This is a genomic window from Streptomyces marokkonensis, assembly GCF_008312835.1.
Classification (GTDB): Bacteria; Actinomycetota; Actinomycetes; order Streptomycetales; family Streptomycetaceae; genus Streptomyces; species Streptomyces marokkonensis_A.
In genome coordinates this window covers 271487-288524 of the sequence record NZ_VSKS01000002.1, presented here as the reverse complement: position 1 = coordinate 288524, position 17038 = coordinate 271487, and the positions used below count along the sequence as shown (strand labels likewise).

At 68.4% G+C, this 17038-nt stretch carries 13 protein-coding genes; 2 read left to right on the top strand and 11 right to left on the bottom strand.

Going from position 1 to position 17038, the window contains the following annotated elements; all coding sequences use genetic code 11:
• Positions 1-82 precede the first annotated feature (82 nt).
• Positions 83-277: a hypothetical protein gene (locus tag F1615_RS04070; RefSeq protein WP_037938797.1), complete on the bottom strand. Its 195-nt coding sequence runs from the start codon at positions 275-277 to the stop codon at positions 83-85.
• 176 nt (positions 278-453) lie between these two features.
• Between F1615_RS04070 and F1615_RS04065 the strand changes: the two genes are divergently transcribed.
• Entirely contained in the window at positions 454-2592 is a 2139-nt protein-coding gene (locus tag F1615_RS04065; protein WP_149547472.1) for a S9 family peptidase, read from the top strand.
• A gap of 100 nt (positions 2593-2692) precedes the next feature.
• Here the strand turns inward: F1615_RS04065 and F1615_RS04060 are convergent, their stop codons facing one another.
• The 10 genes from F1615_RS04060 to F1615_RS04015 form a co-directional block, all read right to left on the bottom strand.
• Positions 2693-3739, bottom strand: coding sequence for an ABC transporter ATP-binding protein (locus F1615_RS04060; RefSeq protein WP_149547471.1), 1047 nt, complete (start codon positions 3737-3739; stop codon positions 2693-2695).
• Positions 3732-4706, bottom strand: a complete 975-nt coding sequence (locus F1615_RS04055; protein WP_149547470.1) for an ABC transporter ATP-binding protein — start codon at positions 4704-4706, stop codon at positions 3732-3734. The genes F1615_RS04060 and F1615_RS04055 overlap by 8 nt, the downstream gene beginning before the upstream one ends.
• Positions 4707-4712: 6 nt before the next feature.
• Entirely contained in the window at positions 4713-5693 is a 981-nt protein-coding gene (locus tag F1615_RS04050) for an ABC transporter permease (protein ID WP_149547469.1), read from the bottom strand.
• Complete coding sequence (locus F1615_RS04045) at positions 5686-6609, bottom strand: ABC transporter permease (RefSeq protein ID WP_149547468.1); 924 nt, start codon at positions 6607-6609, stop codon at positions 5686-5688. Before F1615_RS04045 ends, F1615_RS04050 begins: the two co-directional genes overlap by 8 nt.
• A 6-nt stretch (positions 6610-6615) precedes the next feature.
• A complete protein-coding gene (locus tag F1615_RS04040) occupies positions 6616-8244 on the bottom strand; it encodes a peptide ABC transporter substrate-binding protein (protein WP_149547467.1) in 1629 nt (542 codons plus the stop codon).
• A 186-nt stretch (positions 8245-8430) separates the two neighbouring features.
• Positions 8431-9549, bottom strand: a complete 1119-nt coding sequence (locus F1615_RS04035) for an ABC transporter ATP-binding protein (RefSeq protein WP_149547466.1) — start codon at positions 9547-9549, stop codon at positions 8431-8433.
• A gap of 15 nt (positions 9550-9564) precedes the next feature.
• A complete protein-coding gene (locus F1615_RS04030; protein ID WP_149547465.1) occupies positions 9565-10626 on the bottom strand; it encodes an ABC transporter ATP-binding protein in 1062 nt (353 codons plus the stop codon).
• Between the two features lie 10 nt (positions 10627-10636).
• Positions 10637-11614, bottom strand: coding sequence for an ABC transporter permease (locus F1615_RS04025; protein ID WP_149547464.1), 978 nt, complete (start codon positions 11612-11614; stop codon positions 10637-10639).
• Positions 11615-11717: 103 nt separating this feature from the next.
• The gene (locus F1615_RS04020) at positions 11718-13520 is read right to left on the bottom strand and encodes an ABC transporter substrate-binding protein (RefSeq protein ID WP_149547463.1); all 1803 of its coding nucleotides are present in this window, start codon (positions 13518-13520) and stop codon (positions 11718-11720) included.
• 100 nt (positions 13521-13620) lie between these two features.
• A complete protein-coding gene (locus F1615_RS04015) occupies positions 13621-14667 on the bottom strand; it encodes an ABC transporter permease (RefSeq protein ID WP_149547462.1) in 1047 nt (348 codons plus the stop codon).
• A 442-nt stretch (positions 14668-15109) separates the two neighbouring features.
• On the opposite strand from F1615_RS04015, the gene typA reads away from it, so the two are divergent.
• Positions 15110-17017 (top strand): translational GTPase TypA, encoded by a 1908-nt coding sequence (typA, locus tag F1615_RS04010; protein WP_149547461.1) that lies wholly within the window; start codon positions 15110-15112, stop codon positions 17015-17017.
• Positions 17018-17038: the final 21 nt, after the last annotated feature.

Sequence of the window (17038 nt, the reverse complement as noted above, 5' to 3'; positions counted from 1 at the left end):
AGGCGGACGTCCCTGTCGTCGCCCCCGGTGACGGCGCGGAATCGGGCAGGGTCCGGGCAGGCGCCCGAGGCCGGCCGCCGGCTCAGAAGTTGATGCTGCCGATCATCCCCGCGATGTTGTTCGTCAGCTCGCTGATCGTGGGCGCCATCGTCGACGAGGCGAGGTAGAAGCCGAGCAGCATGCACACGATGGCGTGCCCTGCCTTCAGTCCCGACTTCTTGATCAGCAGGAAGACGATGATCGCCAGCAGCACCACCGCCGAAATCGAGAGTGCCACGGCGGTTCACCTCCAAGAATCCCAGGGCGCGGGGGTATAGGAATTGGGGGCAGACAGTTCCACACAGCAGCCAGCAGGTTCATACCCACTATGCGCGAACGATCATAACTATCCGTACGTGCGCATCGGTCGGCGCACAGCCGCACAAGGGGGCGCATGGCCAATATGGTCAGGGCATGACGACCGAGGCTGACTCCTTCCCCCGACGGCACGCCCGTACCCTGCGCTTCACGCTCGGCGCGCCGCGTTCGTTCAGCGTGGCTCCCGACGGTTCGCGTGTCGTGTTCCTGCGCTCGGGTTCCGGTACGGACCGGGCCAATTCACTCTGGGTCCTCGACACGGAGGGGGGCGGGGAGCGCGTGGCGGCCGACCCGCGCGCCCTCCTGGGCGGGGCCTCGGAGAACCTCTCCGCCGAGGAACGCGCGCGGCGCGAACGAAGCCGCGAGGGCGGCGCCGGCATCGTCGGCTATGCCACCGACGCGGCCGTCGAGTTGGCGTCTTTCGCCTTGTCAGGGCGGCTGTTCGCAGCAGAGCTGCGGGCCGGGACGGCGCGTGAACTGACCGTGCCGGGGCCGGTGATCGACCCCCGTCCTTCACCCGACGGGCGGCACGTCGCCTACGTCGCCCGTGGTGCGCTGCGGGTGACCGGGGCCGAGGGGGCGGACGACCGCGCGCTCGCTACCCCCGAGGCGGAGAACGTCACGTACGGTCTGGCGGAGTTCGTCGCGGCCGAGGAGATGGGGCGTTCGCGGGGCTTCTGGTGGGCGCCGGAGTCGGACCGGCTGCTGGTGGCGCGCGTGGACGACACGCCGGTGCAGCGGTGGTGGATCTCCGATCCCGCCCACCCGGAACGTGAGCCGGGCCACGTCCGCTACCCGGCGGCGGGCACCCCGAACGCGGACGTCCGGCTGTTCGTGACCGGCCTCGACGGGACGCGCACCGAGGTCTCCTGGGACCGTGCGCGCTATCCGTATCTGGCACATGTGCACTGGTCAGCCGCGGGAGCCCCGCTGCTGCTCGTACAGGCGCGCGACCAGCGCGGCCAGCTGATCCTGGCCGTGGACCCGGACTCCGGGGCGACCCGGATGGTGCACGCCGACGAAGATCCAACTTGGCTGGAACTTTTCCCCGGAGTGCCCTGCTGGAGCCCCTCCGGGCAGCTGGTGCGGATCGCGGACGAAGGGGGCGCGCGACGACTCGCCGTCGGTGAACGACCGCTCACCGGGGCCCAGTTGCACATCCGGGCGGTTCTCGACGTCTCCGTCGACGACGTGCTGGTCTCGGCCTCGGCGGGCGAGGAGGCGGCTGAGGCCGAGATCGGCGAGGTGCACGTGTACCGGGTGAACGAACTGGGCGTGGAGCGCCTCTCGCAGGAGCCCGGCGTGCACTCGGCGGTACGCGCCGGGGGCGTGACCGTGCTCGTCTCCGCGACGCCGGATCGGCCAGGTTCGCGGGCCCAGGTGCTGCGTGACGGGAAACCGACGGCCACTGTCCCCTCGTACGCCGAAGACCCCGGTATGTCCCCCCGCGTGACCCTGACCCAGGGGGGCGCACGCCGCATTCCGTGCGCCGTGCTTATGCCTCGGGACTACGCCGGTGACACCCTTCTGCCGGTGCTCATGGACCCCTATGGCGGTCCGCACGGGCAGCGGGTGGTCGCCGCCCACAACCCGCACCTGACCTCGCAGTGGTTCGCCGACCAGGGGTTCGCGGTGATCGTCGCGGACGGGCGCGGAACGCCGGGCCGCTCGCCCGCCTGGGAGAAGGCCGTCCGGGACGACATCGCGGCGATCGTGGTCCAGGACCAGGTCGACGCGCTCCAGGCGCTCGCCGCCGACTTCCCGCTCGACCTGAACCGGGTCGCCATCCGCGGCTGGTCCTTCGGCGGCTATCTGGCGGCCCTCGCGGCGCTGCGCCGGCCCGACGTCTTCCACGCGGCCGTGGTGGGCGCCCCGGTCACCGATCTGCGCCTCTACGACACCCACTACCAGGAGCGCTACGTCGGCCACCCGGACGAGCAGCCGGACGTCTACCGCCGCAACTCGGTGATCGACGACGCCGGCCTGGTCGACGCCGCCGAACCGCACCGGCCGATGATGGTCATCCACGGGCTGGCGGACGACAACGTGGTCGTCGCACACTCCCTGCGCCTGTCCTCGGCCCTGCTGGCGGCCGGCCGTCCGCACGAGGTGCTGCCGCTGTCCGGCGTCACGCACATGACCCCGCAGGAGGAGGTCGCCGAGAACCTGCTCCGTCTCCAGCTCGACTTCCTCCGGCGCTCGCTGTCCCTGACGAACGGGGACGAACCGCTTTAACACGCCGGCAACTTCACGGAAGCGGTACCGATATACGGACACGGAACGCTGAGCAGCGTACGGCCGTGCGGGTGCCGTGAGCGGGCCGGGGTGCGCCATGTCATCCCGGCCCGCCGCCGTGCCCGTCCGGCACCACGTGCGCCTCCTCGGCGAAGTGGCAGGCGGAGTCGTGGGCCGCCGGGCCCCCGGCCGCGGCGAACCAGGGCGGCACGGCGAGCGCCGGCACCTCCAGCGCACAGCGCTCCCGCGCCTTCCAGCAGCGGGTGCGGAAACGGCAGCCGGAGGGGATGTTCGTGGGTGACGGGACGTCACCGGTGAGGATGATCCGCTCCCGGTGCTCCCGGGCCCGGGGGTCCGGCACGGGGACGGCGGAGAGCAGCGCCTGGGTGTAGGGGTGCGTGGGATGGTCGTAGATCTCGGTGTCCGTGCCCGTCTCCACGATCCGGCCGAGGTACATCACCCCGACCCGGTCCGAGATGTGCCGGACGATCGACAGGTCGTGCGCGATGAAGACGTAGGCGAGGTCGAACTCGCTCTGCAGCCGGTCCATCAGATTGATGACCTGGGCCTGCACCGAGACATCCAGCGCGGAGACCGGCTCGTCGGCGACGATCACCTCGGGCCGCAGCGCCAGGCCCCGCGCGATGCCGATGCGCTGCCGCTGGCCACCGGAGAACTGATGCGGATAGCGGTTGATGTACTCCGGGTTGAGGCCGACGACGTCCAGCAGGTCCTGCACCTTCCGGCGCCGGTCGCCCTTGGGCGCCACCTCGGGGTGGATGTCGTACGGCTCCCCGATGATGTCGCCCACCGTCATACGGGGGTTGAGGGAGGTGTACGGGTCCTGGAAGACCATCTGGATGTTGCGGCGCACGGCCTTGAGCGCGCGCCCGGACAGCCTGGTGATGTCCTCGCCCTTGTAGCGGATCGAACCGGCCGTCGGCCGCTCCAGGTTGACCAGCATCTTCGCGACCGTCGACTTGCCGCAGCCGGACTCGCCGACGATGCCCAGCGTCTCGCCCCGGCCGAGGCGGAAGTCCACGCCGTCGACCGCGCGCACGGCGCCGACCTGCTTGCGGAACACGACCCCCTGGGTGAGCGGGTAGTGCTTGACCAGGTCGCTGACCTCCAGGACCGTCTCAGTCATCCAGGCACTCCCTCCAGAAGTGGCAGGCACTCCCCCGCGTCGCCGAGACCTCGTACAGCGGGGGCTCGTCGGTGCGGCAGACGTCCCGGGCCAGCGGGCAGCGGGGGTGGAAGGCGCAGCCCGGCGGGATGTCCATGAGGTTGGGCGGCAGGCCCTTGATGGCGTAGAGCTCCTGCCCCTTCTGGTCCAGACGCGGGATGGAGTCCAGCAGGCCGCGGGTGTAGGGGTGCGCGGGCGCCTTGTAGATGTCGTGGACGGGCGCCGACTCGACGATCCGGCCCGCGTACATCACGGCGATGCGGTCGGCGACGTCGGCGACCACGCCCAGGTCGTGGGTGATGAGGATGAGACCCATGTGGTACTCGCGCCGGAGTTCCGCGAGCAGTTCCATGACCTGGGCCTGGACGGTGACGTCGAGGGCGGTGGTCGGTTCGTCGGCGATGATCAGGGCGGGCTCGAGGGCCAGCGCCATCGCGATCATGATGCGCTGGCGCATGCCGCCGGAGAACTGGTGCGGGTACTGCCGGACCCGCTCCCGGGCGGCGGGGATGCGCACCCGGTCCATCAGCTCGACGGCCTTGGCCCGCGCGTCCTTCCGCGACATGCCCCGGTGCACGGTGAACATCTCGCCCAGCTGGTCGCCGACGGAGATCACGGGGTTCAGGGACGACAGCGCGTCCTGGAAGATCATCGCCATCTCGGCACCCCGGATCCGCCGGCGTTCGTCCTCCTTCAGCGTCAGCAGGTCGCGCCCCTGGAAGACGACCTCGCCCCCGGTGATCCGGCCGGGCGGCACGTCGAGGATGCCCATGATCGCCTGCGCGGTCACGGACTTGCCGGAGCCGGACTCGCCGAGCACGGCCAGCGTCTCGCCCGCGTCCACGCCGTAGCCGACCCCGTTGACGGCCTTCGCGACCCCGTCCCGGGTGTGGAACTCCACGTGCAGGTCCCGCACTTCGAGCAGCACGGCGGCTCACCTCAGCTTCGGGTCGAGGGCGTCGCGCACCGCGTCGCCGAGCATGATGAACGCCAGGACCGTGACCGCGAGGGCCCCGGAGGGCCACAGCAGCGCGTGCGGGGCGTTGCGGATGTACGGGGAGGCGGCGGAGATGTCGATGCCCCAGGAGACGCTGGGCGGCTTCAGACCGACGCCGAGGTAGGACAGGGTGGCCTCCAGCGCGATGTAGGTCCCGAGCGCGATGGTCGCGACGACGATGACGGGCGCGACGGCGTTCGGCGCGATGTGCCGGAGCATCAGGCGGGAGGTGGAGGCGCCGAGGGCCCGCGCGGCCTGCACGTAGTCGTTCTGCTTGGCGGTGATGACGGAGCCGCGGGCGATGCGGGAGATCTGCGGCCAGCCGAGCAGCACGATGAAGCCGATGACGGGCCAGACGGTGTTGCTGGTGATGACGGAGAGCAGCACCAGTCCGCCGAGGACCACCGGGATGGCGAAGAAGACGTCGGTGATCCGGGACAGGACCGAGTCCCAGACGCCGCCGAAGAACCCGGCGAGCGCGCCCAGGACGCTGCCGAGGACGGCGACGCCGAGGGTGGCGAGGACGCCGACGGCGACGGAGGTGCGGGCGCCGTAGACGGTGCGGGTGTAGACGTCGCAGCCCTGGCCGTCGAAGCCGAAGGGGTGTCCGGACCGGGAGCCCTGCTGGGCCTTGGACAGGTCGCACTTGAGGGGGCTGCCGGAGGCGATCGCCGAGGGCCACAGGGAGATGAAGAGCAGGAAGAGGATGACCAGGGCGGAGACGATGAAGACGGGGTTGCGGCGCAGGTCGCGCCAGGCGTCGGACCACAGGGAGCGGGGCGGTTCCTGCGGTCCGCGTCCGTCCGGGACGCCGGGCCGCTTCTCCAGGGTCTCGGCCTCGTCGACGCCCAGGTCCATGGTGCCGCCCATTCCGGTGCCCGCGATGGCGCGCTCGGGTTCGTGCTGGTGATCAGGCATAGCGGATCCTCGGGTCCAGTACGGCGTAGAGGAGGTCGACGACGAGGTTGGCGACCAGGAACACCAGCACCAGCACGGTGACGAAGCCGACGACGGTCTGCGTGTTCTGCCGGAGGATGCCCTGGTAGAGCTGGTAGCCGACGCCGTGGATGTTGAAGATCCGCTCGGTGACGATGGCGCCGCCCATGAGGAAGCCGATGTCGGCGCCGATGAAGGTGACGACGGGGATCAGGGAGTTGCGCAGCAGGTGCCGGACGACCACCCGGTGCCGCGGCAGGCCCTTGGCGATGGCCGTGCGGACGTAGTCGGAGCGGCGGTTCTCGGCGATGGAGGTGCGGGTCAGCCGGGTGACGTAGGCGAGCGAGACGGAGGCCAGCACCAGGCCGGGCAGGATCAGCTCGTCGAAGGGCGCCTCGGAGGAGACCGAGGGCCGGATCCAGCCCCACTTCACGCCCAGCAGGAGCTGGAGCAGCAGGCCCGTGACGAAGGTGGGCACGGAGATGACGACCAGGGTGAGCAGCAGGACGCCGGTGTCGACGGGGCGGCCCCGGCGCAGTCCGGTGACCACGCCGAGGGTGACGCCGATGACGATCTCGAAGAGGATCGCGATCAGGGTGAGCCGGATGGTGACGGGGAACGCCGTCGACATCAGCTCGGTGACCTCCTGGCCGTTGAAGGCCGTGCCGAAGTCGCCGGTGAAGACGTTGCCCATGTAGGTCAGGTACTGCTGCCACACGGGCTTGTCGAGGCCGAACTCCCGCTCCAGCCGGGCGGCGGTCGCCGGGTCGCACCGGCGCTCGCCGCACAGCCCGGCGATGGGGTCGCCCATCACGTTGACCATGAGGAAGATCAGCAGCGTGGCCCCGATGAAGACCGGGATCATCTGGAGCAGACGCCGGACGACATAGCGTCCCATCGCGGCTCAGCTCACCTTGATCTGTTCGTACACGGGGACGCTGAACGGGTTGAGCTTGACGTCGGACAGCCGCTCGGACCAGCCGGCGCTGCCGTTCTGGTACCAGAGCGGGATGGCGGCCATGTTGTCCCGGACGACCTCCTCGGCCTGCTGGAACAGGCCGACGGCCTTGGCGGTGTCGGCCTCCTGGTTGGCGCGGTCGACGAGGTCGTCGAACTCCCGGTTGGACCACTTGCCGTCGTTGGAGGAGGCGTCGGTGTAGTAGAGCGGCTGGAGGAAGTTCTGGATGAGCGGGTAGTCCATCTGCCAGCCGGCCCGGAAGGGGCCCGTCATCTTCCGGTCGGTGATCTCGTTGCGGAAGTCGGCGAAGGTGCCGACCGGGTTGGCGGTGCAGGCGCGCTCGTCGTCCAGCGCGTTGTTGATGGAGTTGCAGACGGCGTTGACCCACTCGCGGTGGGAGCCGGTGTCCGCGTTGAAGGTGATCGTCACCCTGCCGCCGGGCAGCCCGCCGCCCTCCTCGATGAGCTTCCTGGCCTCGTCGGGCTTGTACTCGCACGCCTCCCCGCACAGGCCCGCCCGGTAGCCGCCGTCCTCGCCGAGGACCGGTGAGGTCCAGTCGGTGGCCGGGGTGCGGGTCTTCTGGAAGATCGTGTCGGTGATCTGCCCCCGGTCGATCGCCATGGACAGGCCCTTGCGGACCTTCTCCGAGCCGGGCTTGTTCCAGGCGTCGTCGTAGAAGGGGAAGGCGAGGGTCTGGATGATGCCGGCGGGGGTGTTGAGGTAGCGGTCGCCGAGGTCGTTCTTCACGTTCTTCAGCTGGGCGGCGGGGACGTCGTCGACCAGGTCGAGGTTGCCGGCCATCAGGTCGGTGTAGGCGGTGTTGTTGTCGGTGTAGACCTTGAGGTCGACGCCGCCGTTCTGCGCCTTGTCCGGGCCGGGGTAGTCGTCCCACCGGCGCAGGGACATCTGCGAGCCGCGCGTGTAGGAGTCGACCAGGTAGGGGCCGTTGCCGACCGGCTTCTTCACCCAGGCGTCGTGGTCGTCGAAGAAGGCGCGGGGCAGCGGGGCGAAGGCGTTGTAGCCGAGGGTGTCGGGGAAGGTCGAGAACTTCTGGGTGAGCTTGACGGTGAAGGTCAGGTCACCGGTGACCTTCAGACCGGACAGGGTGTCGGCGGTCTGCTCGCCCTCCTCGGGGTGGACCTGGTCGTAGCCCTCGATGTAGGCGAAGAAGTACGCGTTGCGCTGGTTGTTCCTGAGGCTCGCGCCGTAGTTCCAGGCGTCGACGAAGGACTGTGCGGTGACCTTCTCCCCGTTGCTGAAGGTCCAGCCGTCCTTGACGGTGACGGTGAAGTTCTGCGAGTCGGAGGTCTCGATCCTCTCGGCGAGCATGTCCTTGGCCTCGCCGGTCTCCGGGTCGTACCGCTTCAGGCCCCGGAAGATCATGTCGAGGACCTTGCCGCCCTGGACCTCGTTGGTGTTCGAGGGCTCCAGCGGGTTCTGCGGGTCGCCCCAGGAGGCGCTCAGCACGGCACCGGCGTCGCTGCCGCCGCCGTCCCCGTCGCCTCCGCAGGCCGTCGCCGCGAGGGCGACCGCCATCGCGCAAGCGGCCCATTTGACGTGCGTGGCTCCGCGCATGGGGTGCCTCCTCGTACGTGCGCCGGTCCTTCACGCCAATATCTGGGCAAAGGGTGCGTCACGCACATGTACGGCACCTGTACGGGGGTGACTCCAGCCGTATGTACGTATGAAGGGCCCCGAACGGGCAAAGGCTGCCGTCCGCCCCCGGGAGGGCGGACGGCAGCCGTCGGTTCCGACGAGGTGTCAGTCCTTGCCGGCCGACTCCTCCAGCGCCTTCAGGGCCGGGTCGAGGACCACGTCCTCGCCGCGGGACTGAGTGGTCGGCTCCTCGGGGAAGTGGCAGGCCGTCAGGTGACCCTCGCGGTTGCCGGAGATCTGCACCAGCGGGGGCTCCTCGGTGGCGCACTTGTCCTGCGCCTTCCAGCAGCGGGTGCGGAAGCGGCAGCCGGACGGCGGCATGATCGGCGAGGGCACGTCGCCGTAGAGGCGGATGCGCTCCCGGTTCTCCGTCTCGTCGTCCATGGCCACCTCGGGCACGGCCGACAGCAGGGCGTGGGTGTACGGGTGCCGGGGCCGGTTGTAGATGGAGTCCCGGTCACCGACCTCGACCACCTTGCCGAGGTACATCACGGCCACGCGCTGCGAGAAGTGCCGGACCACCGCCAGGTCGTGGGCGATGAACAGGAAGGCGATGCCCAGCTCCTCCTGCACCTTCTGCAGCAGGTTGACGACCTGCGCCTGGATGGACACGTCCAGGGCGGAGACCGGCTCGTCCGCGACGATCAGCTTCGGGTTGAGCGCGAGGGCACGGGCGACGCCGATGCGCTGGCGCTGGCCGCCGGAGAACTCGTGCGGGAAGCGGTTGTAGTGCTCGGGGTTGAGGCCGACGAGCTCGAGCAGCTCGCGGACCCTCTTCTCCCGGCCGCCCGCGGGGTTGATCCCGTTGACCTCCATCGGCGACCTGATGATGGTGCCGACGGTCTGCCGCGGGTTCAGCGAGGAGTACGGGTCCTGGAAGATCATCTGGATCTCGGACCGCACGGGCGCAAGCTGCCTGCGCTTGGCGTGCGTGATGTCCTGGCCCGCGTACTCGATCCTTCCGCCGGTCGGCTCCAGGAGCCGGGTGATGAGCCGGCCGGTGGTCGACTTGCCGCAGCCCGACTCACCCACCAGGCCGACGCTCTCGCCGACGCCGACGGTCAGGTCGACGTTGTCGACCGCCTGGACGGCGCCGACCTTCCGCTTGATCGGAAAGCCGCCGTAGATCGGGAAGTGCTTGGTCAGGCCCTCCACCTTCAGCAGCGCCTCGGTGGACGCGCCGGTGGAGCCCTGCTGTGCGGGGAGGGTGAGGTTGTCGCTCATGTCTCGGATCTCTCCCTAGCGCAGCCGGGGCTGGATCGTGTCGATGAATATGGTCTGCTTCTGCTCCGCCGTCAGGTGGCAGGCAGCGGCCCGGCCCTCGCCGAGCGGCGGGCGCTTGGTGCTGCACCGGTTGCCCGGCACCTCGCCGGTGAAGGCGCAGCGCGGGTGGAAGGGGCAGCCGGAGGGCGGGTTCAGCAGGCTGGGCGGCGATCCGGGGATCGGGTTGAGCGCCTGCGAGGTGTCCCCGCCGAGGCGCGGCATCGAGCTGAGCAGGCCCCAGGTGTAGGGGTGCTTGGGCTCGCGCAGCACTTCGCGGACGCTGCCGCGCTCCACGGCCCGCCCCGAATACATCACCAGCAGGTCGTCGGCCATGTCGGAGATGACGCCGAGGTCGTGGGTGATGAAGATGATCGCGGACCCGAACTCCTGCTGGAGGTCCTTGAGCAGGTCGAGGATCTGCGCCTGGACCGTCACGTCCAGGGCCGTGGTCGGCTCGTCGGCGATCAGCAGGTCGGGGTCACAGACCAGCGCCATGGCGATCATGGCGCGCTGGCGCATACCGCCGGAGAACTGGTGCGGGTAGTCGTCCACGCGGGTCTTGGGCTGCGGGATGCCGACCTTGGTCAGCATCTCGATCGCCCGCTCCCGGGCCTCCTTCCTGGAGGCGCCGGTGTGCTTCATGAACGGCTCGGCGATCTGCCGGCCCACCGTGTAGTACGGCGAGAGCGCCGTCAGCGGGTCCTGGAAGATCATCGCGACCTTGTTGCCGCGGAGCTTCTCCATCTCCTTCTCGGGGGCGGTGACCAGGTCCTGCCCCTCGAGGAGGATCTCGCCCTCGACGGTGGCGGTCTTGGGGTTGTGCAGACCGAGAACGGTCAGGTTGGTCACGGACTTGCCGGAGCCCGACTCGCCCACGATGCCGAGGGTCTTGCCGCGCTCGACGTCGAAGGACAGTCCGTCGACCGCCTTGACGATGCCGTCCTCAGTGGAGAACCGCACCCGCAGGTCGCGGACCGAGAGGAAGGAGTCAGGCCCGGTCGGGGCCTTGCCGCCTTCGGTCTTGGTCAGTGTGGTCACGGTGTTTCTCCTAGCTGAGCCGCACGCGCGGGTCGATGTATGCGTACGCGAGGTCGACGATGATGTTCAGGATCAGGATGAAGAACGCCCCGAACAGCATGATGCCCATCGTCAGCGGCAGGTCCTTGGTCAGCGAGGAGTCGACCGCGAGCCGGCCGAGGCCGGGCAGGTCGAAGGTGAACTCCGTGACGACCGCGCCCCCGAGCAGCGCGCTGAGGTCGATGCCGAGGATGGTGACGATCGGGATGAGGGAGCCGCGCCAGGCGTAGCGGAAGAAGACGAACCGCTGCGACATGCCCTTGGCGCGCGCGGTGCGGACGTGCTCCTCCTGCAGTTGCTCGATCATGGTCGAGCGCGACATACGCGTGTACTGGGCGGTGAAGATGGTGGCCATCACGGCCCAGGGGATGAGCAGTCCGAGAGCCCAGGTGGCCGGGTTCTCGGTGAACGGGTGGTACTTGGGGTTCTCCATGATGCCGGTGCTGTACACCAGGATGCCCAGGACGATCGGGCCGAGCAGGTAGATCTGGAACGAGCTGAGCACGATCGAGGCGCCGGAGACGAGCTTGTCGATCACGGTGCCGCGCTTCCAGGCGGCGAGCAGACCCGAGCCGAGGCCCAGGGTCAGGAAGATCACCAGGCCGCCGACGGTCAGCGACAGCGTCAGCGGGAAGCGGTCGACGATGGAGTCCCAGACGAAGTTGCCGCTGTCGAAGGAGACACCCAGGCACGGCGCGGAGCAGTGCCCCTGCGGGAAGTCGCGGCCGGCCACGATGCCCGACATGAACTCCCAGAACTGTGTGGTGATGGGCTTGTCGAGGCCCAGGTTCTCCCGGATCACCGCGAGGTTCTCGGGCGAGCAGTTCTTGCCGCAGGACAGCGCAGCGAAGTCCTGTGGAACCGTATAGAACAGGAAGAACGTGAAGGCGCCGATCAGGAACATGATGACGACGGCGCCGATCAGCCTGCGGATGAGGAACTGAAGCATGGCGGGTGAATGCTCTCTTCGAAACGCGGCGGCAGGGAGGGGGAACCGTCCGCGGGGGTGCGCTCCGCCTGGCGCACACCCCCGCGGTCAGCCGAGCTGACGGTTACGGCTGCTTCAGGAACAGGTCGTTGATGTCGATGTAGCTCGACTCGGTGCTGTACTTGGCGCCACCGATGTTCGATCCGTAGAGCTGGATCTGCTTCGAGTAGTAGACCGGGGCAGCCGGGTTGATCTCCTCCACGATGCGGTGGTGAGCCTGCTCCCAGGTCTTGGCGGCCTCCTCCGGCTCCTGCGCCGAGGCCTTCTTGATCAGGTCGTTGACCTGCTTGTCGTTGATGTGCGAGTAGTTCGACGCACCGTCGGCGACGAGCTCACCGTCGTAGACCGGGGTGATGACCGTGGACGGCGAGGACCAGTCCTGGCCCCAGCCGGTCATGTAGATGTCGTACGGGTTGTCGAGCTTGCCGACCTGCTCGTAGAAGCTGGCCCGGTCGATCTCCTTGGCCTGGACGTCGAAGCCGATCTTGCCCAGGGCGTCCTTGATGATGACCTGCTGGGCCTGGCCACGCGGGGTGTTGGAGTAGGCGTAGGTGAGCTTCGTGCCCTCCTTGACACCCGCCTCCTTCAGCAGCTGCTTGGCCTTCTCGATGTCGCCGTTGGGCTTCTTCAGCTTGCCGAACGGGTCGTACTCGGGGTCGAAGTTCGGCAGCGTCGGGGCGAGCAGACCGCCGGCGACCTCACCGCCGTAGCGGCCACCGTCCGCCTGGACCATGGACTGGTTCGGGATGGCGTAGGTGATCGCGTCGCGGATCTTCTTGTCCTTGACGCGGTCGAGGTTGAAGGTGAGCTGCCACACGTAGGGCTGGTAGCCCTGGATGGTGCGCTTCTTGGCGCCCGCGTCACCGATGACCGTGGACAGCTGCGCCGGGTCGACCGAGTCCGTGAACTGGATGGCGTTCTTGGCCTCGCCCTGGTCGGCGATCAGACGCTTGGTCTGGCTGGGCTGGTCGATCGTCGAGGTGAAGTTGTAACCGTCGACGTACTGGTGGCGCACCGAGTCCGTCTTCGCGTCCCACTGGTCGTTCTTGACCAGCTTCATCGACTTGCCGGCCTTGTACTCGGCGATCTTGTAGGGGCCGAGCGACGCGGGGGCGTCGTCGTACTTCTCCTTCGTGTCCTGCTTCTCGGGCACGATGGCGTAGCCGGCCATGGCCAGAGCCTGCGGGAGGTCCGGACGCGGCTTGTCGAAGTGGAAGACGACCGTCTTGTCGTCCGGGGTCTCCAGCACGGAGTCCGGCAGGTGCTTGCCCTTGTAGGGGCCGTCCGGCAGCGCCTTGCGGTAGTCGTTGCCCGAGAGCCAGGACTGGACGTAGGTCGGGCCGTCGAAGATGACCTTCGAGTACATGCGCTCGATGGTGTGGCGGACGTCGGCGGACGTGATGACGTTGCCGTCCTCGTCCTTGACGCCGTCCTTGAGCGTGTACGTCCAGGTCTTGCCGCCGTCGGAGGACTTGCCGGAGTCGGTGGCGATGTCACCGACGACCGTCAGGTTGCCCTTGTCGTCCTCCTGGTAGTTCGTCAGGCCGCGGTGGACCAGGTTGGCGAACTGGCCGGCGTCGCTCACGTAGATCTGACCCGGGTCCATGTGGGACAGGTCCGACTGCATGTAGACGTTGATGAAACCGCCGGGCTTGGCCCCGGGGACCTCCTCGGCCGGGCCGGTGGAGGCGGCGGCGTCACCGTACGCGACAGGGTCCTGCTGCTCGGCGGCGTCCTTCTGCTTCTTGGAGTCGTCCTTGCCCTTGCTGCCGCCGCCGTTGTCGCCCGAGCAGCCGGTCAGTGCCAGCGAGCCGGCCACGATGGCAACGGCGATAGCGCGCGCGGTGCGCGTTCTGATGGGCTTCATGATGCCGATGCACCTACCTGTCGTTAGTTGTCCACGAGTGCTGCCTGACGGTCCGGTCACCCGGCACGGGGGCGGCAGCTCCCCCACCACCAATGGACGGTTAGCGTCCGGTCTTGGGGTCGAATGCGTCCCGGACGGAGTCTCCGAGAAGGTTGAAGGCGAGAACGAAGGTCACCAGCGCCACGCCCGGGAAGAACATGAACATCGGGTCCTGCTCGTACACGTCGGCGCCGACGGCGAACATCCGGCCCCAGTCGGGGGTCGGCTCGACGAAGCCGACGCCGATGAACGAGAGGAAGGCGATGGTGAGGATCGTGCTCGGGAGGATGTAGGTGGCCTGCACCAGGATCGGGGTGACGATGTTCGGCAGGATCTCCTTGCGCACGATGCGCCAGGGAGAAGCACCGGACACCTTGGCCGCCTCCACGAACTCCCTGTCCGCCAGCGACAGTACGGAACTGCGCACCAGACGGGCCAGGCCCATCCAGCCGAGGAACCACATCACCAGGATGATCGCCACGGCCCGCAGATAGGTGGGGGTCTCATCCGCGGGAGAGACGAACATGGCGGTCACGACGGGCATGAAGGCGATGAAGAACAGCTGCTGCGGGAAGGCCAGGAAGAAGTCCGTGACCCGACCCATCCAGTAGTCCACCCGGCCGCCGAAGTAGCCCATCACCATGCCGATGACCACGCCCGTCACCACACACAGCGTGGTGACGACCACGGCCATGTACAGCGAGGTCCGCATGCCGTACAGCAGCATCGTGAACACGTCACGGCCCAGCTTCGGCTCCACACCGAACCAGAAGTCGCCCGACATGCCGCCGAAGGAACCGGTCGGCATGGCGAAGTCGTCCAGGAGGAAGGGGTAGTCCGGCTCCTGGGCGTACAGCGTGTAAGGGTTCTTCCCGTACAGCTTCGCGATGAGCGGGGCGCAAGCGGCGACCACGAAGAAGAAAATCACTACGCACGCGGAGACGACCCCGGTACGGTCGCGCTTGAAGCGCTGCCACATCAACTGGCCGGGGGAACGACCCTCGGGCTGCTTCTCGCCCTTGGCGACCGCGTTTTCGGTGGTCGCTGCGAGCTCAGGGTCCAAGACAGCCGCGGACCCGGAGTCCTCGGCCTTGATTGGACTGGTCATCGTGTTCGTCCCCCGGGGGGTTGGAGAGTTGAGCGCAGCACAGATACCGGCAGGTTCTGTGGTTTGGGGGAACTTTCGCCAAGACCGTCAACGCGCGTCAAGGGCGGAAGACATAGGGATCTCCCTACCGTCCATATTTTGAGCAAAAATTGCAAAGATTGACACCTGCGCGCGCTTGACACTCTCGTAGACAAACCGGCAATTCGGGCATTTGGGCGCACCTTTTTGTTTACTTGTCCGAAACGTGTTTGAACACACACCGATATCCGAACGAACCTTTCCGCTCCCCGGGGGGCTCCCGGGGCCCGTGAGCTCGCGACGGCGGACGGCGCGACGGGCCCGTACCATGGGGTGAGGCCGTGGCGTGTGTCAGCCCGGCAGGGCCCGCACACCACAGACGCTCGTGCAGGGCATTCCTCAGCACTCCGGGAGTACGCCTTTTATGGCCACGCGCCACGACATCCGCAACGTCGCCATCGTCGCTCACGTCGACCACGGCAAGACCACCATCGTCGACGGCATGCTCAAGCAGGCCGGCGCCTTCGCCGCCCACCAGCTCGACCAGGTCGACGACCGCATGATGGACTCGAACGACCTGGAGCGTGAGAAGGGCATCACGATCCTCGCCAAGAACACGGCGGTGAAGTACCACCCCAAGGACGGCGGGGAGCCCATCACCATCAACATCATCGACACCCCCGGCCACGCCGACTTCGGCGGCGAGGTCGAGCGCGGTCTGTCGATGGTCGACGGCGTGGTGCTGCTGGTGGACGCCTCCGAGGGCCCGCTGCCGCAGACCCGCTTCGTGCTGCGCAAGGCGCTGCAGCAGCGGCTGCCGATCATCCTCTGCATCAACAAGACCGACCGTCCGGACGCCCGGATCGACGAGGTCGTCAACGAGACCTACGACCTCTTCCTCGACCTGGACGCCGACGAGGAGCAGATCGAGTTCCCGATCGTCTACGCCTGCGGCCGGGACGGCGTCGCCTCCCTGACCAAGCCGGAGGACGGCACGGTCCCGGGCGACTCCGACTCGCTGGAGCCGTTCTTCTCCACGATCCTGGAGCACATCCCGGCCCCCACCTACGACGAGGACGCCCCGCTCCAGGCGCACGTCACCAACCTCGACGCCGACAACTTCCTCGGCCGTATCGCCCTGCTGCGCGTCCACCAGGGCGAGCTGAAGAAGGGGCAGACGGTCGCCTGGCTGAAGCGCGACGGGTCCGTCGCCAACGTGCGCATCTCCGAGCTGATGATGACCGAGGCGCTCACCCGCAAGCCCGCCGAGAAGGCCGGCCCCGGTGACATCTGCGCCGTCGCCGGTATCCCGGACATCATGATCGGCGAGACCCTGGCCGACCAGGAGAACCCGGTCCCGCTGCCGCTGATCACGGTGGACGAGCCCGCGATCTCCATGACCATCGGCACCAACACCTCTCCGCTGGTCGGCCGCGGCGCCACCGGCAAGGGCGCGGACAACAAGGCGGCCGTCAAGGACCGCAAGGTCACCGCCCGCCAGGTCAAGGACCGCCTGGACCGCGAGCTGATCGGCAACGTCTCGCTCCGCGTCCTGGACACCGACCGCCCCGACGCCTGGGAGGTGCAGGGCCGCGGCGAGCTGGCGCTGGCCATCCTGGTGGAGACCATGCGCCGGGAGGGCTACGAGCTCACCGTCGGCAAGCCCCAGGTCGTCACCAAGGAGGTCGAGGGCAAGACCTACGAGCCGGTCGAGCGCATGACCATCGACGTGCCCGAGGAGCACATGGGCGCGGTCACGCAGCTCATGGGCGTCCGCAAGGGCCGCATGGACAACATGTCCAACCACGGCTCCGGCTGGGTGCGCATGGAGTTCGTGGTGCCCTCCCGCGGTCTGATCGGCTTCCGTACGGAGTTCCTGACCCAGACCCGCGGCACGGGCATCGCCCACTCCATCCACGAGGGGCACGAGCCCTGGTTCGGGACGCTCACGACCCGTAACAACGGTTCCCTGGTCGCCGACCGCTCCGGTGCCGTCACCGCGTTCGCGATGACCAACCTCCAGGAGCGCGGCGTGCTGTTCGTCGAGCCCGGCACCGAGGTGTACGAGGGCATGATCGTCGGAGAGAATTCCCGCTCCGACGACATGGACGTCAACATCACCAAGGAGAAGAAGCTCACGAACATGCGGTCCTCCACGGCCGATGTGACCGAGTCGATCGTGCCCCCGCGCAAGCTGTCGCTGGAGCAGTCCCTGGAGTTCTGCCGTGACGACGAGTGCGTGGAGGTCACCCCGGAGGCGGTCCGCATCCGCAAGGTGAACCTGGACGCCCGCGAGCGCGCCCGCGCCGCGAGCCGCGCCAAGCACGGCTGATCCCGGCCGGCACGGACACGG

What these genes read in the sequence shown, in the direction of transcription:
- F1615_RS04020 (WP_149547463.1), bottom strand. Translation starts at nt 13,520, where the DNA reads ATGAAGCCCATCAGAACGCGCACCGCGCGCGCTATCGCCGTTGCCATC.
- F1615_RS04060 (WP_149547471.1), bottom strand. Translation starts at nt 3,739, where the DNA reads ATGACTGAGACGGTCCTGGAGGTCAGCGACCTGGTCAAGCACTACCCG.
- F1615_RS04025 (WP_149547464.1), bottom strand. Translation starts at nt 11,614, where the DNA reads ATGCTTCAGTTCCTCATCCGCAGGCTGATCGGCGCCGTCGTCATCATG.
- F1615_RS04065 (WP_149547472.1), top strand. Translation starts at nt 454, where the DNA reads ATGACGACCGAGGCTGACTCCTTCCCCCGACGGCACGCCCGTACCCTG.
- F1615_RS04040 (WP_149547467.1), bottom strand. Translation starts at nt 8,244, where the DNA reads ATGCGCGGAGCCACGCACGTCAAATGGGCCGCTTGCGCGATGGCGGTC.
- typA (WP_149547461.1), top strand. Translation starts at nt 15,110, where the DNA reads ATGGCCACGCGCCACGACATCCGCAACGTCGCCATCGTCGCTCACGTC.
- F1615_RS04015 (WP_149547462.1), bottom strand. Translation starts at nt 14,667, where the DNA reads ATGACCAGTCCAATCAAGGCCGAGGACTCCGGGTCCGCGGCTGTCTTG.
- F1615_RS04045 (WP_149547468.1), bottom strand. Translation starts at nt 6,609, where the DNA reads ATGGGACGCTATGTCGTCCGGCGTCTGCTCCAGATGATCCCGGTCTTC.
- F1615_RS04035 (WP_149547466.1), bottom strand. Translation starts at nt 9,549, where the DNA reads ATGAGCGACAACCTCACCCTCCCCGCACAGCAGGGCTCCACCGGCGCG.
- F1615_RS04050 (WP_149547469.1), bottom strand. Translation starts at nt 5,693, where the DNA reads ATGCCTGATCACCAGCACGAACCCGAGCGCGCCATCGCGGGCACCGGA.